Origin of the sequence: Stenotrophomonas sp. 169, from assembly GCF_014621775.1 — a bacterium.
GTDB lineage: Bacteria > Pseudomonadota > Gammaproteobacteria > Xanthomonadales > Xanthomonadaceae > Stenotrophomonas.
In genome coordinates, this window is the sequence record NZ_CP061204.1 from 1,463,654 (window position 1) to 1,486,212 (window position 22,559).

A 22,559-nucleotide genomic window follows, 5' to 3' on the forward strand; every position below is an offset into this window, starting at 1 on the left:
GTTCAACGGGTTTCAGGGCTGGATCCATCGACGGAAACTGGAGTCCGCAGCACATAGTGCGCCGACGCCCGCTCATGGTGCAGCACACCCTCATCGACGAGCCACGTCAGCCAGACCTGCGTCTGCGGGAGCGATACCTCCAGCGCCGCTGCGATCTCGGCAGCCTGCAGGGGTTCACGCAGCAGCCGTGAGAAGGCGGCACGCACGCCCTGCTGGAGAAGGTCACGTGCACCCTGCGAAGCAGGCTCCGCAGGCACGGCGTAAGGCTCCATGGCGTCGCTGTCTTGGGTCGCATAGGGTGCAGCGGCTTCAGCGACTGCGCGTATGGAATCCCGCCCACGCGATGCGGTGTAGCCGCTCGATTCGCGGAACACCTGTTCCATCGCGGCGACGTCGAGTGGCGCGGGCCAAGGCGACGCGCCCTTCGCCTGCAGTCCGTCGAGGCCTGCACTGGACTCTCCTGCAGATCGTACGAACAGTGGCACAAAGCGGTGCTTTTCCAGCTGTTCAACCGCGCCTGCCCAGGTTCCCCCCTTGCCGAGATCTGCGTTGACCACCAGCGCCACATCCGCCAATGCGTAGATCAGCTTGTTGCGTTGCATGGCGTGGCCCACGTTGAAGCTGGCAGACGGATCGTACGGAGACACCAGCGTGAGGCGACCCTCCAGCAACGGATCGCGCTGCGCGCGGGTCATGCTGTGCTGTTCCAGGCTGTCTGCCAGAACCCCGCAGACCCGGCCACCCGCGCTCAGTGCGCCGCCCATGGCCGCTTGATCGACCCCTCGCGCCCCGCCAGACACAACCGGCCTCCCTGCTTCCGCGGCCAGACGTCCAAGGGCGGTGGTGTAGTCGATCAAGCTGTCTGTCACTTTTCTTGATCCAACAACGGCGAGCCCACCCTGCTCCAGATTGTGCGGATCGCCGCATCCGTAGAGCACGGCGGGTGCGTCTTCGCGAAGGCGTGTCTTGAGACGTCGCGGGTAGCCGGGGTCTGCGCGGCTGATAACCCAGATTGCGCGCGCACCCCAGCGCTCCAAGGCTTGGCTGAGCAGGAAACCACGGCCCAGCAGTCTCTGCAGGCGCGCGCTGTCAACAAGGCCAGTGCAGTCGCGCAGCACCGGACCCATGTCAGCTGTGACAAGGTCCGCAGGTTGCCGGTGGATGCTGCGCAGGTGGCGTGCAAGTGCCTTGTACTCACCCGGTGTCAGCGGATCAGAAGAGGCGCTCGCCTTCCCGATGATCAGGGGGGCCGTCAGCAGCAGAATGGCTTGGGTGTTCGGCGAGATGGGGGTGGTCATCCGCCATGACCTGTCTTGGCGAGCACCATCGGCCAGACGAGGCCGCTTCCGCTGCGACGAAGCAGCCAGGCCGCCACGGTCAGCGTCCAACGCGAATCCACGATGTCGTCAAGCAGCAGGACCGGCCCATTGGACAAGGGCAATCCGGTGACGGTGAGAGCGCCATCCAGGTTCCGCGCCTGCTGCGTGCTGTTTGCCATCGTCTTCTGCTCTGGTCTTTCGTGGGATTCCGCAATGACCATCGAGAAGGGAAGGCCCAGTGCATGGGCGACGCGCATCGCAAAGTCTGGCATCAGGTCCGGGCGTCGCGGGGAGGGCACGCAGGTCACCCACGTGGGCGCGGGATGCGGGCTCCAATCTTGCAGCATCTCCACACAAGCGGCAACCAGACGGTCGGGGAAGTGATGGTCGGCATACTTTCCCTCCTGCACAAGGCGGCCAAGACCGGCGTCATTGAGCATGCAGAGGGCCTTCCCAGCCTGCGCCACGTGCGAGATGGAGCTGGCGTTGTGGATTCCGAAGCGGGGCATTCCGCCCACGGGCCACTTCAGCCTGGGGGCAATGGGCAGACAGGTCCGGTTGAGGAAGGCCTGGGCGCGCTGTAGCAGTGTCGTATCGATGTCCGAGGGAAGGGCTGGCAGGCGAGGGGGCGTGAGCATATCGCTGTTGCCATCAAGGGCATCAATGAGAAATGCCATGTGGCTGCCAAAGGGCTGAGCGACGTAGGTCCTCATCTGTTGCAGTTCCTGATAGCGGAGTGCCGTCAAGCGTTCGGCCCGCGACCAGAATTCAGGACGCAGCAGGGCGGACGTGAGCTGCCACCGGGTCTGCTGCCGTGCGATCGGTGCGGGTGATTCAAGCGACAGAGCGGTGATCGTCTTCTCGATGCGCCCCTTTCCCAGATTCACCCGTGCCATCAAGTCCGGCACGGAAAGCCCCTCGGGCGCGGTTTCAAGCGCAGCCAGGACCAGGGTGACTTCGTCACGGCTGGGGAATGCGCTGCGGATGAACCAGTCGAGGGTTGCTTCCTGTTCGTCTCCGCTGAGGAGCACCCCGTATGCAGATTCGAGCGCGCGTCCCGCACGCCCTGCCTGCTGGTAATAGGCGACGACGGAACCCGGCATCTGGTAGTGGATGACGAACGAAAGATCGGGCTTGTCGTAGCCCATACCCAAGGCAGTCGTTGCGACCAGCGCCTTCACCTTGTTGTCCTGCAGGGCCTGCTCCAGCGCAGGGCGGTGTTCGCCCGACTTGCCGGTGTAGGCGTCGACCGCGAATCCCTGCAGCCGCAGCCACGCTGCGACTTGATCGGCGTCGTCTATCGTGAGGGTGTAAATGATGCCGTGACCGGGCAGTGTGTGCAGTTGCTGCGCCAACCAAACCAGACGACTTGCCTTGTCGGGCATCTGGAGCGTTTGCAGGGTCAACGAGCTTCGATTCAGATCGCCTCGCATCACCCGCATCCCCGGTCCCAGGACAGCGGTCAGGTCCTGCATCACGCGGTCATTCGCGGTGGCCGTCGTAGCCAGCAGGCGAAGGTTCTGCGGCAGTCGCTTCACGACGCGTTCCAACAGGCGATAGTGCGGACGGAAGTCGTGGCCCCAGTCTGATATGCAGTGGGCTTCGTCGATCACCATCAACGCGATGTCAGAGGCGATCGGTGCAAGGATTTCCGCAGTGAAGTACTCACTTCCCAGCTGCTCAGGCGAGATAAGCAGGATGTCGATGTCGTTGCTGTGCAATCGTGCCGTGATGGCATCCCACTCTTCGCGGTTTTCCGAGTTCAGCGTCGCAGCGCGAAGGCCCATGCGCTCCGCTGCAAGGACCTGATTGCGCATGAGTGCCAGCAAGGGCGATACCAGCAGAGCAGGGCCGGCACCCCTGTCGCGGAGCAGCCGGGTCGCGATGAAGTACACGAAGCTCTTGCCCCAGCCGGTTTTCTGCACAACGAGCAGACGCCCTGCGCCCTCCACGACGTGACGTATGGCGGCTTCCTGGTCTTCCCGGAAATCTGCCATCACGTTGCCTGAGCCGAGCCTCAGAAGTTCAAGCGCACGCGTGTGATCGTAGGTCATGACCTGCTCTCCTCAGTCCTCCATAAGGTCTAACGGATCGGTCTGCCTTTGTCCAAGTGAAAGAAAAGGCGGCAACCCGCAGGGGTCGCCGCCTTCGCTTCACATCCTCCCAGCCAGCGCCTTACTCGGCAGCCGGTTTCCGCTCGAACTTCACCGGCGCCGGCAGTTCCACCGGTACGCCGTTGCCATCACAGGTGCCGGCTTCGCACAGCCGCGCACGCAGGCGCGGGGTAGCCTGCACGATCATGTGGTAGATCGCGTTCTGCTCCAGCGTGCCGCGGATCGCCTTGCTGCCCGGACCGCGCGCCCAGATGCCCACGTCCTCGCCACCGTGCGATTCACTCTTGCCCGGCACCAGCGCTTCCTGCATGTAATCCGGGTGCTCGGTATCCACCGCGGTCAGGTCGGGACGGCCGGTGGACGGGTCGAAGCTGGACGGATTGTGCGGGTAGCGCTTCGGGCCGGCCGGCTGCTGGTTGGTGGCGCCGGTGAAGCCCGGGCCATTGGCGTAGGTCAGCGTGGTGTACGGCTGGCCGCCCCCGTCCCGTGCCAGATCCAGTGCGCCCAGCCCGTCTTCGCCGCCCTTGTCCTTCACCTTGCCCAGGATCGGGTTGCCGCGCGCCGGATAGCCGACGAAGTTCAGGGTGTGCGAATGGTCGGCGGTGACGATGATCAGCGTGTCGTCATCCTTCGTCAGTTCGGTCGCCACCCGCACCGCGTCGGACATCGCTACGGTGTCGGTCAACGCACGGTAGGCGTTGCCGCTGTGGTTGGCGTGGTCGATGCGCGCGCCTTCGATCATCAGGACGTAGCCTTCCTGGTGCCGGGACAGGTTGGTGATGGCGGTGCGGGTCAGCTCGGCGAGGCTGGGCTCACCGCCCGGATCCTGCGCGCGCTCGTGCTCGTACTGCATGTGGTCCGGCTCGAACAGGCCAAGGATCGCCGGCGCGTTGCCGGCGGCCTTGAGCTGCGCGGCATTCCACACGTAGGCACCCTGCGGATGGGCCTGCTGCCATTCGGTGACCAGGCTGCGCCCGTCCAGGCGCTGGCCGACCTTGTCGTCGTATTCGGGATCGCGTTCTTCCACGGTGGTGAACTCGCCGCGGCCACCGCCCAGGGCGACCAGCGGGCCGCGGCCGAAGCGTGCAGTGGACAGCAGCTGTTGGGCGATGTCCTTGCAGCCGGCGGCCTTGGCCTCTTCGGTCAGGTCGGTGTCGTTTTCCCAGTTGCGCTCGGGCGAATGGGCGTACGTGGCGGCCGGGGTGGCGTGGGTCAGCCGCGCGGTCGACACGATGCCGGTCGCCATGCCGGCGCTGTCGGCCAGCTGCAGCCAGCTCAACAGGCCTTTCTGCAGGCTGTCGGCACAGTCCGGACGCTTGCCCGCACTGACGCCGATGGCGCCCATGTGGGTCTTCACGCCGGTGGTGATGGCGGTCATGGTGCCGGCCGAATCCGGGGTCTGCGAGTCGACGTTGTAGGTCTTGCTGAATGCCGTCGCCGGGAAGTGCTCCCAGGACAGCAGGTTTTCTTCACCCGAGCTGCCCTTGCGCTGGCCTTCAAAGATGCGCGCGGCGGCCACGGTGGTCAGGCTCATGCCATCGCCGAGGAACAGAATCACGTTCTTCGCTTTGCCGTTCATGGCGCCATTGCCGGCGGCCTGGGCGGCGCCGCTGCGGTACCACCACTGCGGGGTCTCGCCATCCGGGTGGGTCACGGCAGGCACCGCGACCGTCAGGCCGGCAGGTCCCGCTGCCTGCGGCGTGCTGGAACAGGCGCCCAGCAGCAGCGTGGCGGCGGTGGCGGCGAGCAGGGTGGTGGTACGGATCATGGACAGCGGGCCCTCACGAAACGGAACAGGCGTTCATTATGACGCGTACGACAAGGCACGCCGATGACACGCTGATTTGCCGCTCGGGCTGTCGTACCCGAAGCTGGGTTGGGCTAAGGTGCGATCAGTATTCTCTCCCCCTGGAATTTCCATGAAGCTGGTCTCTGCCTGGCTGCGCATCCCGTTCTGGCAACGCGTGGTCGCAGGCTTCGTCCTTGGCGCCCTGGCCGGCTGGTTGATGGGCCCGGCTGCCGAAACCTGGTTCGGCCCCTTGGGCGACCTGTACGTGACGCTGATCAAGATGATCGCGGTGCCGCTGGTGTTTTTCGCGGTCATCAATGCCATCTCCTCGCTCAGTGGCCAGAAATCGGTCGCCGCGCTGAGTGGCCGCACGTTCCTGTGGTTCGTCATCACCGCTGCGCTGGCCGTCGGTATCGGCCTGCTGGTCGGCACGGTGATGCAGCCCGGTACCGGGGGACTGCAGTTGGCGATGCCGCACAACTACGTGCAGCGCGAAGTCCCCAGCGTGATCCAGGTGTTGCTGGACGTGGTGCCGTCGAATGTCTTCTATGCGCTCAGTGGCATCGGCACGCGCGTCAATGCCGCCGGTGAGACCGTGCTGGCCGCCGGACGGGGCTCGATCCTGCCGGTGATCTTCTTCGCCGGGCTGGTCGGCTTCGCCATCGTCAAGCTGGGCGAGAAAGTCACCCAGGCCCGCCTGCTGGTCGGGCAGTTGAGCGAGATCATGATCCAGGTGACCCGCTTCGTGCTGGAAGTCACCCCCATCGGGACGTTCGGCCTGATCGCCGCGCTGGTGGGCAGCTACGGTTTCGAGAAGCTGCTGCCGCTGGGCAACTTCGTGCTGGCGCTGTACATCGCGTGCACCCTGCACATCGTGGTGGTGTACAGCACGCTGCTGCTGGCGCACGGCCTGAACCCGCTGAAGTTCTTCCGCGGGGCCGCGCCGGGCATGCAGGTGGCCTTCGTCAGCTCGTCCAGCTTCGCGGCGATGCCGGTCGCATTGCGTTCGATCACCCACAACCTGGGCGTCAACAAAGATTACGGTTCCTTCGCGGTGCCGCTGGGTGCCAGCATCAAGATGGATGGTTGCGGGGCGATCTATCCGGCGCTGTGTGCAGTGTTCATATCGCAGTACAGCGGTGTGCCGATGTCGGTGGAGCAGTACGTGATCGTGCTGATTGCTTCGGTGCTGGGCAGCTTCGGTACCGCCGGTGTGCCGGGCACGGCGGTGGTGATGGCCACGGTGGTGCTGAGTGCGGCCGGATTGCCGCTGGAGACCATCGGCTACCTGTACGCCATCGATCGCATCCTGGACATGATGCGCACCATGACCAATGTCACCGGGCAGATGCTGGTGCCGGTGCTGGTGGCCAAGGAGACCGGCCTGCTGGACCAGGCGGTGTATGACAATCCATCCACCAACGTGGGTATCGACGATCCGGATCCCGCGCCACGCGCGTGAGCACAGTCAGCCCATGGGCCGTCACTACCGGCGTACGAACATCGGCAGCTGAAGCGGGGGCGTACGGGGGTGTGTCATCCCCTGTAACAGGGGTGATACACCCGCGCCCGCGCCAGGCGGGGCGGTCGCCTTCGCTGATTCATCGAGCGCCCGGCATTCACCCGGGTGTAACGGTCGGCATCCACAACGCCCCGCCCTGAGCCACGAATTCCCTTGCCAGGCGGGCCCTGCGTAGTTGGCACGAATGCTGCGTTCCCCTCTCCATACGTAACGGGAGAGCGGCATGGACAGCAGCACGCGCAATACCTACCTGATGGCCAGCCTGATCGTGCTGACGGCGTGCCCCGCCGTTGCCGGGGCCTCCGGTGCGCGTCAAGGTGTCAACGCGCGTCCAGGTGAGATGGTGCTGCTGCGTGACGTGCACGCCCGCACCGCCTACCGTCCGGCGCCTCCGGGCATTGCCCTGATCGCCGATCCCTCGCCACAGCGCGAAGTCAGCGCGGCACTGGGCACCTCCAACGGCATGGCCGAGCTCAGCGACGACGATTTCGCTGGGCTGGGTGCTGGCCAGGGCACGGCTCCCGCGCATACCGGCAGCACCACCGTGGAGCGGGTCACCACCACGGCGCTCGGCGGCGCGGTAGGCCGGCTGGGCAGCGGCAACGGCGGCATGATTTCCGGCAACCAGATCAGCGGCGCGCTCAGCGGCCCACTGAGTGCGATGGGCAACAGTACCCGCGGCATCGGCGATACGGTGCGCGGTGCGCTGGCCCAGTTCCCGATGGGCGGCGCCCCGGCAGGTGGCAAATGAAGCGGTGCGGCGCATGGCTGATGGCGGGCCTGCTGCTGCCGTGTGCGGCGTTTGCCGACGAGTACGCCGGCATGCTGGGCTACCTCAATCAATCACGCATCGAGGGCCACGCGCTGGCGGGTGCCAACGGCCTCATCGCGATCAACCAGGCCGCCGGTGATCTCAATGCCCAAGCCAACCTGATCGGCATGGCGCAGGGGGGCCAGGCGCACGTGGATATCGATGCGCGGAGCACCTCGGCACGCAACACCGTGCTGCTGGATGGCCCGCTGCATGCCAGCGCGCACATCGACGGCCAGGCGTTGCAGGGCGCCAGTGGCATCGCAACGATCAACCAGGCCAGCGGCATCGCCAACACGATGGTGAACATCGTCAGCGCGACGCTGGCCCGTGAAGGAATACGCGAGTCCGACGACGCGGCACTTGCCGCAGCGCGCGTACCCGCGTCAGCAGGGGGGCAGGGCAGTGCCGGTGACGGCGACGCCATGGGCACCCGCAACGTCGGCGTGGCAGCGTCGGCGTTGCAGGGGTTCGATGGTGTCCTGCAACTCAATCAAATCGCGGGAGCAGGAAACGATACGGCCAACATCCTCGGTATGGCCGTGCACGGCACCCCGTGAGTGGTACCCACCCGTTACACCACTGATGAGAGAGAAGGCACCATGAAAGCGATCGTAAAAGGGACTGTACTCGCCATGGCCATTGCAGGCGTCGTGGCAACCGCCTCTGCAGCTGACAACCAGAACCAGAGCGCGAACATCAACCACAACCACAACGTCAATGAAAACTGGACGTTGAACGATACCCGCAACGTCACCCGCAACAACGTGACCAGCAACACCAACACCGATACCGACAACGACAACTACACGCTGAACGACAGCCGCAACCTGGTGCGCAACACCACGCGCAACACCAATACCACCAACAACACCAGCACCACCAACAACACGGCCAACACCACGTCGAACGTGCGCTACAGCAGCACCACGACCAATACCGCCACCAACCGGTCCAACGTCGATTTCTCCGACGTGGACCACACCCGCGATGTCACGGTCAACGAGACCAGCAACATCTCCGCCGATGAGCGCAAGGAAAAGAACAACCACGGCGTGGACGTGAACCTGGAGAAGGACCTGCGCCTGAGCTCGGACATCAACTTCTCCGGCGATCCGGAGATCACCGGTGCCATCGATCTCGATTCGGCCGCCATCGCCGTCATCGACAACCGCCAGACCATCAGCGCCAACGATGCGTCCAACGAAATGCTGGACAACACCGCCACCATCTCCGACGACGTCGCCTCGGGTGCCTCGGGCAACCTGGGCTTCAACGTCGCCGCTGGTGACAACAACGCGCAGGACAACGCCGCTTCGCTTTCCGCGGCCGATGCCTCCTTCAGCTTCGGCATGGCCGATGCCGAGGTGTTCGTCAACCAGGGTGTGGGCGGCAACACCACCATGAACGAAGGCGTGACCAACGCGGCCGGCCTGGGTGGCAATGCGTTCTCGGGGGCTTCGGGCAACATCGGTGTCAACGTCGCGTCGGGCAACAACAACGCGCAGAAGAACGCGCTTGCCGCTTCCGTAGCGACCGCCGCCATGGCGCAGTCGAGCATTTCCTCCAACCAGGTATCCAGCGGCAACTCGGTGACCAACGCCGGTTACGTGCAGCGCTTCAGTGACACCACTGAAGTCAGCCTGCGTGGTCGTGTGGCCGGCGCCACGCTTGCTATCGGTGCTGGCACCTATCAGGGAACCGGCAACGCCTACCAGCAGGACAACTATTACCTGGACAGCTGGAGCGGCGCACTGCCGCACGCCAGTGGCAACCCCACCGGGCACATCGACCTGGATGACGAAATCCAGAACGCAACCGACAACCCGTACCGTGACGGCGTCGGTGGCATCGCGTTCGACACCGATGAGGAAGGCACCAGCCAGTTCGTCGAACTGGGCGTGGCTGACCTGTATGCCAGCCTGAGCGGCACCGTCCGCACCTCGCGCTGGGTGGCAGTCAATGCCACCAACACCGCTGGCCTCAACGGCAGTGCGTTCTCCAACGCGTCGGGCAACATCGGCGTGAACGTGGCCTCCGGCAGCGGCAACCTGCAGGCCAACAGCCTGGCCTTGGCCGTCGCACAGCCCTCGACCGGTCCGGCACCGGGCGGCGGCGGCGGCGAGTAACGACCAGGCGTGACCGCTTTCGCAGGCTGACTGCGTTGAGCGCAACAAACCCGGTCATCCGCCAATGACCGGGCTCCCCGGGAGCCCCTGTTCCATCTCCCCCTTTGGGGCAGGGGCTCCTTTCTTGGAAGGAGCCGTTGCAATGCACGTGTCCTGGATCGCAAGCCTGCTGCTGGGCGTGGTCGTGTCGAGCAGCGCCGTTGCGGCGCGGGCCGGCGAAGTGAGGTTCAGTGGCGTGCTGCCCAATGGCGCACTGATCGAACAACGCGTGGAGAGCATGCAGGAACGGCGTTTCCGCAACCTGGTGCGACAGCACACGGACTACAGCTGCGGCGCTGCGGCGCTGGCAACCATCCTCAAGTACGCCTATCACCTGGATGCCGACGAAGCGACGGTGATTGAAGGAATGATGGGGGTGTCCGATCAACAGCTGGTACGTGATCGCGGCTTCTCGTTGCTGGATATCAAGCGTTATGTCGAATCAATGGGCATGCGGGGCCGCGGCTACCGCGTTGATGAGGCCCGACTGCGCAACCTGCGCGTGCCCGGCCTGGTGCTGATGGATGTGCGTGGCTTCCGCCATTTCGTGGTGATGAAGCAGGTGCGCGGCGACATCGTCGAAGTCGCCGACCCGATCCTTGGCAACCGCAGCCTGCCCTTGGCTGAATTTCTTGAAGCATGGCCGTCGCGTGCCGTTTTCATCGTCATCGGCAGTGACTTCGATCGCAACAGCGTACTGCTGCAACCCAACGAACGACCCAGCGCCCGCGCACTGTACGCGCGGCAAGGGCCGATCACCGATGCCGAGCTGGTCGACTTCGGCTTCAGCCACGCCGACCTGTTCTGAAGGAGAACCGCCATGGATACCCGTCTTCTGCTACTGGCCACCGCGCTGCTGGGGTTGATGCCCGCTGCGGTACTGGCCGAGCAACCGCGTGGCAATGGATTGACCGAAATACCCGATCCGGAACTCAACCTGATGCGCGGGCGCTACACGGTCGGCGGCAACAACGTGGCCTGGTTCGGCGTCACCATGGTCTCGCAGTGGCAGGCCGCCAACGGCACCGCCATGCAGGGCGCGCTGACGCTGGGCATGGACTTCCGCCAGGGCAGGACGCCGAAAGTGAGCTTCACCCCCAGCGTCAGCATCACCGCCGTTGACGCGCCGCTGCCGCAGGGCGGCAGCATCGCCAGCGTGGACAGCAGTGGTCTGGCCAACGCATCCGGGCTGGTGCAGAGCGTGCAGGTGGCCGGTGATGGCAATGTCGCGCGCAATGTCACCTCGCTGACCCTGCGCGATGGTGAGGTACCGGCCATGACCGGCAGTGAGGTCGGCACGGCGAGCGCCCAGCAGGGCGGAGCGCGTGCTACGGCGTCCTTCGACAACAACCAGGCGCGCCTGCTGCTGCAGCTGGACGGCGTCGGCGAAGTGCAGCAGTGGATCCGCAACGGCAGCGTAGGGCAGAGCATCGCCCTGGCCGGCGATGGCCAACAGGTGGGCAATCGCCTGCAGATTGAACTGGTCCGGCAGAACCTGGCCAGCAACACCCCGTTGACGCAGAACATCGCGCAGGCAATGGCACTGACGCGCGGGATCGGGCCGGGCCAATAGATCGGTCGGGCAAAGGGGGAATGGCACTCACCGGAAAAGGGACATGCACACCACACACCGCTTCACCCCACTGGCGCTGGCGGCGCTGGTCTACATCGGAAGTACCGCCACGGTCCACGCACAGGCGACGTCAGGCGAACACGCTGACGTGCAGGCTCTGATGGCTCAACTGGAATCACTGAAAGCCAATTACGCGCAGGAAGTGCGCCGGCTGCGCGAGCTCGACATGCAGGTGCAGGCCATGCAGGCGCGCCTGTCGGGCAAAGCCTCGGTCGCCACGGCGGGCCCGCCCGCTCCGCCCCCCCTGCCTGACCAACCCCCTGCTTCAGTGGGCGGTGGCGAGGGGTACGCCAGCTCTGCAGCCGAAGCACAGCAGGCAAAACAGGCCGCCCGACGCAGCGTGGATGATGTGAAGCAGCAGCAGGCCGCATTGTTCTCGCGTCGGTTCACGGTGGAAAACAGCATTACCTATGCACGGTATGACCGAAAGCAGTTGACCTTGAATGGCTTCCTTGCACTGGACGCGATTTTCCTGGGCAACATCGGCATCGAGAACGTCGAATCCGATTCGATCACTTACAACCTGGCGGCACGCTGGGGCATCAGTCCTACCCTGACGGTCAACATGGATGTTCCATGGATTGCACGCAAGACCGTGTACCAGAAGGGGGGCGCAGGGGGCTCCGCTGCGGCGATCGCCGAAGAAGAGACGACCGGCAACGGGATCGGCGACGTCAGTCTGGGGGCCAACTATAAGGTGTTCGGCGAACGCGGCTGGCGGCCCGAGACCGTGCTGACTGCCGGCGTCACCGCCCCCACCGGGCGCGCGCCGTACGGCGTGGACTGGACGGTGCTGGAACGCGATGACGATGACTACATCCGGTTCGCCGTGCCCAAGGACCAGCCCACCGGTAACGGGGTATGGCAAGCCAACATCGGCCTGTCCATCGTCAAGACGGCAGACCCGGCGATCCTGTTCGCGAATGCGGGCTACATCCACTCATTCAAACAGAGTTTCGATGACATCGACGGTAATCCGGATACGGTCAATCCCGGGGATGTGAAGCTGGGGGGCTCGTACTACTTCGGCGCCGGCGTGGCGTTTGCGTTCAACGAGCGTACCAGCCTGAGCATTTCCTTCAGCGACAAGCTCAGTGCGCGTGCGTCCACGCGGTACAGCAACGGGCAGTGGATGAAGGTGATCGGCAGTGATGCGAATGCCGCGACATTCAACCTGGGCGTTACCTATGCACTGAACCAGAAGACCACCCTGGTCAGCCTGCTGGGCATCGGCCTCACCCCGGACGCGCCCGACTTCAGCCTGGCCTTCAAGGTGCCGTACATGCTGTAACCGCGTGCGTTGAATGGGCACGGATCCCGGTAGCGCCGACCCAGGGTCGGCGAGCGCGCGGCGCGGCGCTTTTGTTCTCCCGCCGAGCACGGCTCGGCGCTACCAACCGCGTGCGTTGAATGGGACGGATCCCGGTAACGCCGACCCAGGGTCGGCGAGCGCGCAGCGCGGCGCCTTTGTTCTCCCGCCGAGCACGGCTCGGCGCTACCAACCGCGTGCGTTGAGTCCCCACGGATCCCGGTAGCGCCGACCCATGGTCGGCGAGCGCGCAGCGCGGCGCTTTTGTTCTCCCGCCGAGCACGGCTCGGCGCTACCAACCGCGTGCGTTGAGTCCCCACGGATCCCGGTAGCGCCGACCCAGGGTCGGCGAGCGCGCAGCGCGGCGCTTTTGTTCTCCCGCCGAGCACGGCTCGGCGCTACCAACCGCGTGCGTTGAGTCCCCACGGATCCCGGTAGCGCCGACCCAGGGTCGGCGAGCGCGCAGCGCGGCGCTTTTGTTCTCCCGCCGAGCACGGCTCGGCGCTACCAACCGCGTGCGTTGAGTCCCCACGGATCCCGGTAGCGCCGACCCAGGGTCGGCGAGCGCGCAGCGCGGCGCTTTTGTTCTCCCGCCGAACACGGCTCGGCGCTACCGGCGACGACAGACATGGATTCACCGTATCGCGGGCAACTCCACCTGGTGCTTGCGGCACAGCCGATACACCGTCACCCGCGATACCTGCATGTGCCGTGCGCAGGCAGAGACGTTGAACTCATTCTCGCGCAACGCCTGCACCAGCAGATCGCGCTCCACCTGCTCGCGTGCGCTCTGCAGCAGCGCACGCGCAGCCGCCGGCAGGGTCGCAACCAGATCCAGATCCGACGGCTCGATCAGCTCACCGTCGGCCACGATCGCCGCACGTTGAACCCGGTTGAGCAGCTCGCGCACGTTGCCCGGCCAGTCGAAGCGTTGCATGGCCTGCCGCGCGCAACTGCTGAAGCCCCGTGCACGGCCGGGGTGGCGTGCACGGAACTGGCGCAGGAAATGCTCCGCCAGCACCAGCACATCCCCGCTGCGCTCACGCAAGGCCGGCATGGCCAGCCGCAGCACGTTGAGGCGGTAGAACAGATCGCGGCGGAAGCGTCCTTGGGCGACGGCCTGCTCCAGATCGACATGGGTGGCCGCCAGCACACGCACATCCACCCGCAACGGCTGGCTGCTGCCCACGCGCTCGATGGTGCCTTCCTGCAGCACGCGCAACAGGCTGGTCTGCGCATCCAGAGGCAGGTCGCCAACCTCGTCGAGGAACACCGTGCCACCGCTCGCGCTTTCGAACAGGCCCAGACGTCGCTGCGCCGCGCCGGTGAACGCGCCGCGCTCGTGGCCGAACAGTTCCGACTGCACCAGGTTGGCCGGGATCGCGCCACAGTTGACGGCCATGAACCGATGATCCGCGCGCGCGGACATGGCATGCAGCGCGTGTGCGGCGAGCTCCTTGCCGGTCCCGGTTTCGCCGGTCACCAGGACCGGCAGGTCGACCGGGGCGAATTTGAATAGCGATGCACGGGTGGCCAGCAGCGCGGGGCTGTCGCCGATAAGGCGCTGTGCAGGGCTGTCGGCGTCGGTGCTGGTGTGCTGTGGATGATGCGCAAGCTGCTCAAGCAGTGCCTGCTGTTCCAGCGGCAGGCTGAAGTGACCCTGGCACGCATCAAGAAGCGGCTGCCAACTGGGGGGAGGGCTGCTTACCCCTGAAGGCAGCACGGCCAGCAGCGGCAGGTGATCGTGCCGCTGCGTCCACTCGGTCACCGCCGTCAGCGCGAGAGCGGGAATCTGCCGGAGATCGATGACGCCAACCACTTGGTCCCGGCCACGCAAGCCCACGGCCTGCGGCTGCAGGGGATCCACGCTGCGCACCTGCCAGCCGACCGCCGCCAGCGCTGCCCGCTCGGTCGCAAGTGGCTGGCCGAACCAGATCGCGCAACGTGCCTGGATATCAGAGACCACCGCCATGCCTCACCTGTCCTTGTAGAGGGGCGGCCCTGGATGAAAAAAGTGCGTACGTGCCGCCCCACGCCGCGCCCCCGGCCGGGCATTGCTGCCACAGCCACCCCTGGATCCAATCCGGGGGATACACCATGCGAACGCGGTCGGCGGTCAGGACCGGCCACGCAGCTCGCAGGTGGGAGGCAAAAAAAAACCGCTGCAGGGCAGCGGCTTTCGGAGCGGGTACGGCGTGACCGGTTACAGGTCGACGCGGCGTGCCTGCATGAACTTGTTACCCCAGTAGCCGGTCAGCAGGGTGTCCACGCGGACGTCCTTGCCGGTGCTCGGCGCATGCAGGAACCGGCCCTCGCCGACGTAGATCCCGACGTGGTCCACCCGTCCCTTGCGGCCGAAGAAGACCAGATCGCCTTCGCTCAGCGCCGTACGGTCGGCAATCAGTTCGTTCTGGCGGTCGCTGGCCATGTCACGCGACACGCGCGGCAGTTCGATGCCCAGCGCAGTGCGGAAGACGTAGCCGACCAGGCCACTGCAGTCGAAGCCGCTGTCCGGGGTGTTGCCGCCCCAGCGATAGGGCGTGCCCAGCAGGGTCATCGCGCGGCGCAGGACGGACTGGATCTTGCCGTTCTCTTCGGCACCACCGACCACGATCGAACCGGAGGCACTGGTGTCGTAGTTGGCGAGAAGGCGGCTGAGGTCGCCGGCGACCATCGCCGAACGGTCCATCAGCGGAATGCTGTCGTTGGCGGCAAGGTGGGGAAGGAGGGCGGCGAGGGTGGCGCTGGCGGCGGCATCGGCGCGGCTGCGGGTGGCAGCGACCGGCTCGGCCTTGGCAGCAGCCTTCACTGCGGTGATGGCGGTGTCGGTCGGTACGGCGACCGGTGCGCTCTGTGCCCAGGCCGGTGCACTGGTGAGTGCAAGGGTCAGCGAGAGCAGGGCGACGCGCGTGATGCGCTGGGTCAGGCGAGGTGAATTTACGGCGCGCTGGCCTTCACACATCAGTTCGTCGGTCGTCACTCGGCGGTCACAGGGTTAGAAGCGATGGGCAATCATGCCTTGCGAAAGCGTCAAATAAGTACAAATTCCGTTAAAGTTTCGTTGGAAAGGGTGTGATGGCCATCACGTTTTGGGTCATCTGCCCTATTCACGTTAGTGGAGGACGCGTTTGGCTCCTGTGTAGTGGTCCTTCCAGTAGTGTCCGCCCAGCGAATCCAGCCGGACCGTGCCGCCGGTGCTGGGGGCATGCACAAAGCGCCCTTCGCCGACATAGATGCCCACGTGGCTGACGTTGCCGCGGCTGCCGAAAAAGACCAGGTCGCCCGTCGCCAAGCGCTGGGGTTCGATCTTCGGGCCCTGCACGGCGGCCAGCTCGCGCGAGGTGCGTGGCAGTTTCAGGTCGACCATTTCACGATAGACATATGTCACCAGGCCGCTGCAGTCGAAGCCCGACTCAGGGGTGTTGCCCCCGTAGAGATACGGTGTGCCGACCAGACCGATGGCGCGCATCAGCACGGCGTTGGCCACCTGCGGGTTGGCCGGCGACACGCTGGGCCAGACCTGGGTGACGGACGGGGCAGGGGGCGGGGCGGGGCGGGACGCTTTGCCGCCACCGCATCCACTCAGTGTGGCGGAGAGGGCGAGCGTCGCGGCGAGGGAAAAGAAACGGCGCAGGCCGGGCGAAACTGGCGTCATGTCCATGATCTCCGGATAATGCGCGACCTCAGATAGGCCGCCATGATGGCGGCGTACCCGTCGGGCGGCAACCCGCCCCCTCCCGCCTGCCCTCGGCAGCTACCAGACAGAGTTACGCATGAAGATCGAAAAAGACCGCGTCGTCCGTTTCCACTACACCGTTTCCGAAGTCGGCCAGGAGCCGATCGAATCGTCCAAGGACCGTGAGCCGCTGGCCATCCTGTTCGGCCACGGCAACATCATTCCGGGCCTGGAAAAGGCGATGGAAGACAAGGAAGCGGGCGCCACCTTCGGCGTTGACGTTGCGTCGGCCGATGCCTACGGCGAGCGCCGCGAGGGCCTGACCCAGCGCGTGCCGAAGAAGCATTTCGGCAAAGAGAAGCTGGTGCCGGGCGCGCAGGTCGTGCTGCAGACGAACTTCGGTGCGCGTGCGGTGACGGTGCAGAAGGTGGGCATGAGCGTGGTCGACGTCGACCTCAACCACCCGATGGCCGGCAAGGATCTGCACTTCGACGTTGAAATCATCGACGTGCGCGAAGCCAGCGAAGAAGAAGTCCAGCACGGCCACGTGCACGGCGACGGCGGCCACCAGCACTGAGTGCCAGTGGTTGCAGTGTTTCGAACGGCCCGTGCAAGCGGGCCGTTTTTTTTAGCGTCAACGTCAACGTCAACAGCTGCAGGGCGGTGGGTCGCGGGGCGGGGTGGCGGATCGGTAGCGCCGACCCATGGTCGGCGGAATGTTCCCGCCAACGGCCCGCTGCGCTCGCCGACCATGGGTCGGCGCTACCGCTTTTCTTTTTTCTTTATTACGCGGCTGGCGGCCCCGGAACCTGTCAGGGGGGCGGGCGGTGGGGCTGGGCGGGGGCGTTGAGCGCCATGGATGGCGCGAAACGAGGCACGCATGGACGCAGTTTTTGCCGTCCCCCGCAGCCTCACCGCCCGGCCTCTGGCACGTAGCTTTGAGGCAGCCGCCCGCGAGGGGGTCTAACCCGTTCGATCCACCCTCACCGCATAATGATGCCCCGCCTTCCCGGATTCCCCGTGACCATCGCGACTTCCTCCCTGCCGCCGTTCGCGGACGCCGACCGCATTACGGTGATGGACATCCTGCGTGGCGTGGCCCTGTTCGGCATCCTGCTGATGAACATCGAAGCGTTCAGCGGGCCGCTCGATCTTTCCTTCACCGGCATCGACCCGCACTGGCAAGGGCTGGATTACGCAGCGGACGCGCTGGTCTACGTGCTGGTGCAGGGCAAGTTCTTCCTGTTGTTCTCCTTCCTGTTCGGTGCGGGTTTCGCGGTGATGGCACGACGTGCCGACGAGGCCGGCCGCGCGTTCACGCCGATCTACCTGCGGCGCAGCGTGGTGCTGATGCTGATCGGTGCCTGCCATGCCTTGCTGGTGTGGTCCGGCGATATCCTGATGGTGTACGGCCTGCTGTCATTTCTGCTGCTGGGCACACGGCGTTGGCCGGTGCCGGTGCTGCCCGTCGCCGGCGTCCTGGTGTACGCCTTCGCGGTCGGCTTGACCCTGTTGTTCGCCCTGCTGGTATGGGCGGCCGCGCAGGGCGGCACTGCGTTGGACAGCGCAGGAAGCCTGCGTACGGCGCAGGACATCATTGAAGCGCAGCGCCAGGCCTACGGTCATGGCACGTGGAGGCAGGGCACCCTGCAGCGGCTGGCCGATGTGCGCCACATGGTCGGCGGCATCCTGATCACCGGTCCGGAGATCTTCGGCATGTTCCTGCTGGGCGCATGGTTCACGCGCAGCGGCGCACTGTCCGATCCACAGCGCCATGCGACGCTGTACGCACGCCTGCGCTGGATCGCGATGCCACTTGGTCTGCTGCTGATGGTGATCAGCGCAGTGTGGAATCCGTATCTGGCGCCCGGCGAGTTCACCGTACAGACCGGACTGTCCTATGCACTGGCGGCGGTCGCGAGCCTGCTGATGGCGCTGGGCTACCTGGCGTGGATCGTGCAAGCGCGCCACGCGCTGGGCTGGCTGGCAGCACCAGGACGCATGGCGCTCACCCACTATCTGCTGCAGTCGTTGCTGTGCACGTGGGTGTTCTACGCGCCCGGCATGGGTTTCTTCGAGCAGATGCCGCGGGTCTGGCAGTTGCCCTTTGCATCGGCGGTGTTCGCCGCGCAGGTAGTGATCAGCCATGCATGGCTGGCGCGTTTCCGCCACGGGCCGATGGAATGGCTGTGGCGCGCACTGACCTACCTGCGCCTGCCGCCGATGCGCCGCACGGTGGCAGCCCGCTGAGCGGGCGTCGTCACGTCTGCCGCGCAGCGGGACATGGCATGCTCTTGCCCTGTAGGACCCTGATACGTAACGACGCGAGCGATGCCGATGACCACGACTTCCCATGACTACGACCTGATTGTCCTCGGCGGCGGTTCCGGTGGCCTGGCGGCCGCCTTCCGCGCCGCACAGTACGGCAAGCGCGTCGCGATGCTGGAGCCGGATGAGCTCGGCGGCACCTGTGTCAATGTCGGCTGCGTGCCGAAGAAGGCGATGTGGCTGGCCGCCGATCTCGCCGGCCGTATCGGCTTGGCGCGTGCGATGGGATTCGACGTGCCGCTGCGTCCCGCGTTGTCCTGGAAAGAACTGATCGTCCATCGCCAGGGGTATATCGAGAACATCCACGTCAGTTATCGCAAGCGGCTGGACGAGACGGGCGTGGTGCGCGTGCCGCGCCGCGGGCGACTGGTGGACACGCACACGGTGGAGTGCAGCGATGGCGTGCGCATCAGCGGCGAGCACATCGTGCTGGCCACCGGTGCTCACCCGCAGCGCCCGGACATTCCCGGTGCGGAACTGGGCCTCGTCTCGGACGACTTCTTCAACCTGTGCGATGCACCGGACCACGTTGCCATCGTCGGCGGTGGCTACATCGCCGTGGAGTTGGCTGGCCTGCTGCAGGCGCTGGGCAGTCGAGTGACGATGCTGGTGCGCGGTAGTCGCCTGCTGGACCGCTTCGATGGCGAACTCGCCGCGCAGTTGGCGGATAATCTCTGCCATCAGGGGGTACGGATCCAGTTCAATTACCGGCTGCGCGAACTCCAGCGCGACAGCGAGGGCGATCGCGTGCGTGTACTGGGCCACGACGGCCCGTTGGACAGTGTGTTCGACAAGGTGTTCTTTGCGATCGGCCGACGTGGCAACTCCCGGGACATGGGGCTGGAGCAGGTTGGCGTGCAGATCGGCGAGCGCGGCGAAGTGAGGGTCGACGAGTGGCAGACGACCTCCGTTCCCAGCGTGCATGCGGTGGGCGACCTGGCCGGCAAGGAAGGCTTGACGCCGGTGGCGATCGCCACGGCGCGCCACCTCATGGACCGCCTGTTCGGCGGCAAGCCGCAGGCGAAGATGGATTTCGACAACATTCCCAGCGTGGTGTTCTCGCACCCACCGCTGGGCAAAGTCGGTCTTGGCGAAGAAGAGGCCCGCCAGCAGTTCGACGACGTCCGCATCTACCACAGCAATTTCAGGCCCATGCTGCAGGCACTGGCCGACGGCACCCAGCGCAGCATGTTCAAGCTGGTCTGCGTCGGCCCGGAAGAACGCGTGGTGGGTGTGCACCTGCTCGGTGAAGCCGCAGACGAGATCCTGCAGGGCTTCGCGGTCGCGGTGAAGATGGGCGCGACCAAGGCGCAGTTCGATGCAACGGTGGCGATCCATCCCACATCGGCCGAGGAAATCGTGTTGATGCACCGCTGAGCACGGCATTGGTAGAGCCGACTTCAGTCGGCTGCCTGTCAGCGCCAGCCGACTGAAGTCGGCTCTACCCCGGGGCACCACACCAGGGCACCACACCAAGCCACCACACCAAGCCACCACACCAAAGCACCACAGGCCAGGCCCGCCCGTAACCCGTGCGACAATAACCGGCCTCATGAACACCCCTTCGACCTTCCCCACGTCCTCCGCCCGCCTCGCCGTGGGCGGCGTAGGGCTGGCAGCCATCGGCGCCATCGCCGCGTCGGGCAAGGCGATCATCGTCAAGCTGGGTCTGCGTCATGGCGTGGACGCCACGACGCTGCTTGCGCTGCGGATGGCGATGGCCCTGCCGCTGTTTCTGCTGTTGGCCTGGTGGTCTTCGCGCCGCGCCGCGCCCTTGTCCTGGGCCGACCGCGGACGCATCGCGTGGCTCGGCTTCACCGGCTACTACCTGTCCAGCTGGCTGGACTTCCAGGGCCTGCAGTACATCAGCGTGACCTTGGAACGGCTGATCCTGTACCTCAATCCCACCTTGGTATTGCTGATCCATGTCGTGCTGACGCGACAGCGACCAGGCCGCTGGCAACTGGTGGCGCTGGCGCTCAGCTATGCCGGCGTGCTGGTGGCGTTCGGCCATGATCTGCAGCGCGAGGGCGGGCAGATCATCCTCGGCAGCCTGCTGGTGCTGGGCAGTGCCATCAGCTATGCCTTGTATCTGTTCGGCAGCGGCCAGATCGTGGCCCGCATCGGTGCCGTGCGCCTGACCGCGCAGGCCAGTTGCGTGGCCTGCGCGCTGGTGCTGCTGCACTTCGGCCTGACCCGTCCGTGGCCTGTGCTATGGCAGGCACCGCACGCGGTGCACTGGTTGTCGCTGATCAATGCCACGGCCTGCACGGTGCTACCGGTGCTGGCGATCATGCTGGCGGTCAAACGCATCGGCTCGTCGTTGGCCGCGCAGGTCGGTATGCTCGGGCCGGTGTCCACCATCGTGATGAGTCTATGGCTGCTCGACGAACCCATGGGCCCGGCGCAGATCGCCGGCACCGTCCTGGTGCTGTGCGGGGTGCTGCTGGTGACCCGGCTCCGGCGCTGACGCCGGAACAGGCGCGTGAGCGCATCCTGGCGGTGATCCGTGCCATCCCGGTCGGCCAGGTGATGGGCTACGGCCAGGTCGCGGCACGTGCGGGGCTGCCAGGACGCGCGCGCTTGACTGCCCGCGTGCTGGGCATGAATGACGACCCGGAGCTGCCGTGGCATCGCGTACTGCGTGCCGACGGACGTATCGCCATGCCCGAAGGGTCGACAGGCTGGCGCGAGCAGAGTCGGCGCCTGCGCGCCGAGGGCGTGGCGGTGGAGCGGGGCAGGGTGCGGATGCAGGCCGTCGACCCATCCGCATCGCTGGATGCCGCGCTGTGGGGGCCCGGTTGACCCTGGCCGCGTGCTGAACCTGTCCTCGCCCGGGCGTGCCGACGCGCCGCGGCGCTGCCGCTATGATGGAGGCCGTTCCCGAGGGTACCCCCATGCTTCCGCGACTGCCTACCGTCACCAAGGCGCTGTTGATCGCCAATGCGATCCTGTTCCTCCTGCAGCAACCGTTCCTGCTGGGCGATGCGACGTTCGCGCCGTTCATGCTGCAGCCGTTGCAGGGCAGCTTCGATGCCTTCTCACCCGGCGGTAATTTCCAGCCTTGGCAGCTGCTGACCTACGGCTTCCTGCATGGCAGTTTCAGCCACCTGTTCTTCAACATGTTCGCCGTTTTCATGTTCGGCGCCGCGTTGGAGCAGACCTGGGGCGAGAAGCGCTTCCTGATCTATTACCTGGTGTGCGTGGCCGGTGCCGGCCTGTGCCAGCTGCTGGTGGGCAGCCTGATGGACAACCCGGCGACCGTACTGGGCGCATCCGGCGGTGTGTTCGGGCTGCTGCTGGCCTACGGCATGCTGTTCCCCAACCAGCGGGTGATGCTGCTGTTCCCACCGATCCCGATGAAAGCGCGCACGTTCGTGATCCTGTTCGGCATCGGCGAGCTGGTACTCGGTGCCACAGGATGGCAGCCGGGAGTGGCGCATTTCGCGCACCTCGGGGGCATGCTGTTCGGCTGGCTGCTGATCCGTTACTGGCGCGGCCAACCCCCGTTCAAGCGCCGCCCCCCCGGCCCACCCAAGCGCCCCAACCACCTGCGCAGCGTCTGACAATGAAAAAGGGGACGGAGGGGATTAAGTCGTTTCCGGCCCGCCCGCGATGCAGGGGGGCCGGAAACGACTTAATCCCCTCCGTCCCCTTTTTATCAAGTCTTCGATCTAGAGATCGCAGCTCCGCTGGTTGGCATCGTGGGGTACAGGGGACCGCTGTCACTACCCGTCCTGAGGGGCGGTTCGTGATCGGCTGGATTCCGAGCTGCGATCGTCGTGCCTGCGCGACGTCAAAAGCCTGAATGCGAAACCGAGTGACTGTATGGACGCTGGAATGATGATTATCCGCGTTCGTCGCAGGAGTGTGGTTCAGCTGCTTGTTAG

The 22,559-nt window shown here is 65.7% G+C and carries 19 protein-coding genes; 13 read left to right on the forward strand and 6 right to left on the reverse strand.

Annotated features, from left to right (window positions below):
• Positions 1–2: 2 nt before the first annotated feature.
• The 3 genes from ICJ04_RS06285 to ICJ04_RS06295 form a co-directional block, all read right to left on the reverse strand.
• Positions 3–1,298 (reverse strand): DNA-processing protein DprA, encoded by a 1,296-nt coding sequence (locus tag ICJ04_RS06285; RefSeq protein WP_188326675.1) that lies wholly within the window; start codon positions 1,296–1,298, stop codon positions 3–5.
• Positions 1,295–3,373 carry a DEAD/DEAH box helicase gene (locus ICJ04_RS06290; protein WP_188326676.1) on the reverse strand — a complete coding sequence of 693 codons (2,079 nt, stop codon included), beginning with the start codon at positions 3,371–3,373 and terminating at the stop codon, positions 1,295–1,297. Before ICJ04_RS06290 ends, ICJ04_RS06285 begins: the two co-directional genes overlap by 4 nt.
• 121 nt (positions 3,374–3,494) lie before the next feature.
• Entirely contained in the window at positions 3,495–5,201 is a 1,707-nt protein-coding gene (locus ICJ04_RS06295; RefSeq protein ID WP_188326677.1) for an alkaline phosphatase, read from the reverse strand.
• A gap of 151 nt (positions 5,202–5,352) precedes the next feature.
• Here ICJ04_RS06295 and ICJ04_RS06300 point away from each other — a divergent pair, with 151 nt between their 5' ends.
• The 7 genes from ICJ04_RS06300 to ICJ04_RS06330 all read left to right on the forward strand — a co-directional run bounded on the left by ICJ04_RS06300 (position 5,353) and on the right by ICJ04_RS06330 (position 12,647).
• The gene (locus ICJ04_RS06300; protein WP_188326678.1) at positions 5,353–6,684 is read left to right on the forward strand and encodes a dicarboxylate/amino acid:cation symporter; all 1,332 of its coding nucleotides are present in this window, start codon (positions 5,353–5,355) and stop codon (positions 6,682–6,684) included.
• Between the two features lie 283 nt (positions 6,685–6,967).
• A complete protein-coding gene (locus ICJ04_RS06305; RefSeq protein WP_188326679.1) occupies positions 6,968–7,495 on the forward strand; it encodes a hypothetical protein in 528 nt (175 codons plus the stop codon).
• Positions 7,492–8,115 (forward strand): hypothetical protein, encoded by a 624-nt coding sequence (locus ICJ04_RS06310; RefSeq protein WP_188326680.1) that lies wholly within the window; start codon positions 7,492–7,494, stop codon positions 8,113–8,115. Before ICJ04_RS06305 ends, ICJ04_RS06310 begins: the two co-directional genes overlap by 4 nt.
• A gap of 42 nt (positions 8,116–8,157) precedes the next feature.
• The gene (locus ICJ04_RS06315) at positions 8,158–9,684 is read left to right on the forward strand and encodes an adhesin (protein WP_188326681.1); all 1,527 of its coding nucleotides are present in this window, start codon (positions 8,158–8,160) and stop codon (positions 9,682–9,684) included.
• A gap of 142 nt (positions 9,685–9,826) precedes the next feature.
• Complete coding sequence (locus tag ICJ04_RS06320) at positions 9,827–10,531, forward strand: C39 family peptidase (RefSeq protein ID WP_188326682.1); 705 nt, start codon at positions 9,827–9,829, stop codon at positions 10,529–10,531.
• A gap of 57 nt (positions 10,532–10,588) precedes the next feature.
• Positions 10,589–11,296: a hypothetical protein gene (locus ICJ04_RS06325; protein ID WP_188327224.1), complete on the forward strand. Its 708-nt coding sequence runs from the start codon at positions 10,589–10,591 to the stop codon at positions 11,294–11,296.
• A gap of 43 nt (positions 11,297–11,339) precedes the next feature.
• The gene (locus tag ICJ04_RS06330) at positions 11,340–12,647 is read left to right on the forward strand and encodes a transporter (RefSeq protein WP_188326683.1); all 1,308 of its coding nucleotides are present in this window, start codon (positions 11,340–11,342) and stop codon (positions 12,645–12,647) included.
• Between the two features lie 652 nt (positions 12,648–13,299).
• On the opposite strand, the gene ICJ04_RS06335 is transcribed toward ICJ04_RS06330, so the two are convergent.
• From ICJ04_RS06335 to ICJ04_RS06345, 3 genes are all read right to left on the reverse strand, one after another.
• Complete coding sequence (locus ICJ04_RS06335) at positions 13,300–14,637, reverse strand: sigma-54 dependent transcriptional regulator (RefSeq protein WP_188326684.1); 1,338 nt, start codon at positions 14,635–14,637, stop codon at positions 13,300–13,302.
• Positions 14,638–14,868: 231 nt separating this feature from the next.
• On the reverse strand, positions 14,869–15,645 hold the full coding sequence (locus ICJ04_RS06340) for a C40 family peptidase (protein ID WP_223202999.1): 777 nt from the start codon (positions 15,643–15,645) through the stop codon (positions 14,869–14,871).
• A 132-nt stretch (positions 15,646–15,777) separates the two neighbouring features.
• Positions 15,778–16,326 (reverse strand): C40 family peptidase, encoded by a 549-nt coding sequence (locus ICJ04_RS06345; protein WP_188326685.1) that lies wholly within the window; start codon positions 16,324–16,326, stop codon positions 15,778–15,780.
• A 112-nt stretch (positions 16,327–16,438) separates the two neighbouring features.
• Here ICJ04_RS06345 and ICJ04_RS06350 point away from each other — a divergent pair, with 112 nt between their 5' ends.
• The 6 genes from ICJ04_RS06350 (at position 16,439) to ICJ04_RS06375 (ending at position 22,235) form a co-directional block, all read left to right on the forward strand.
• On the forward strand, positions 16,439–16,918 hold the full coding sequence (locus ICJ04_RS06350) for a peptidylprolyl isomerase (protein WP_188326686.1): 480 nt from the start codon (positions 16,439–16,441) through the stop codon (positions 16,916–16,918).
• 419 nt (positions 16,919–17,337) lie between these two features.
• On the forward strand, positions 17,338–18,591 hold the full coding sequence (locus tag ICJ04_RS06355; RefSeq protein WP_188326687.1) for a DUF418 domain-containing protein: 1,254 nt from the start codon (positions 17,338–17,340) through the stop codon (positions 18,589–18,591).
• A gap of 87 nt (positions 18,592–18,678) precedes the next feature.
• Positions 18,679–20,046, forward strand: coding sequence for a glutathione-disulfide reductase (gene gorA, locus ICJ04_RS06360; protein WP_188326688.1), 1,368 nt, complete (start codon positions 18,679–18,681; stop codon positions 20,044–20,046).
• Positions 20,047–20,221: 175 nt separating this feature from the next.
• Positions 20,222–21,139 carry a DMT family transporter gene (locus ICJ04_RS06365; protein WP_188326689.1) on the forward strand — a complete coding sequence of 306 codons (918 nt, stop codon included), beginning with the start codon at positions 20,222–20,224 and terminating at the stop codon, positions 21,137–21,139.
• Positions 21,103–21,474, forward strand: a complete 372-nt coding sequence (locus ICJ04_RS06370) for an MGMT family protein (RefSeq protein WP_223203000.1) — start codon at positions 21,103–21,105, stop codon at positions 21,472–21,474. The genes ICJ04_RS06365 and ICJ04_RS06370 overlap by 37 nt, the downstream gene beginning before the upstream one ends.
• 92 nt (positions 21,475–21,566) lie before the next feature.
• A complete protein-coding gene (locus ICJ04_RS06375; protein ID WP_188326691.1) occupies positions 21,567–22,235 on the forward strand; it encodes a rhomboid family intramembrane serine protease in 669 nt (222 codons plus the stop codon).
• Positions 22,236–22,559 lie beyond the last annotated feature (324 nt).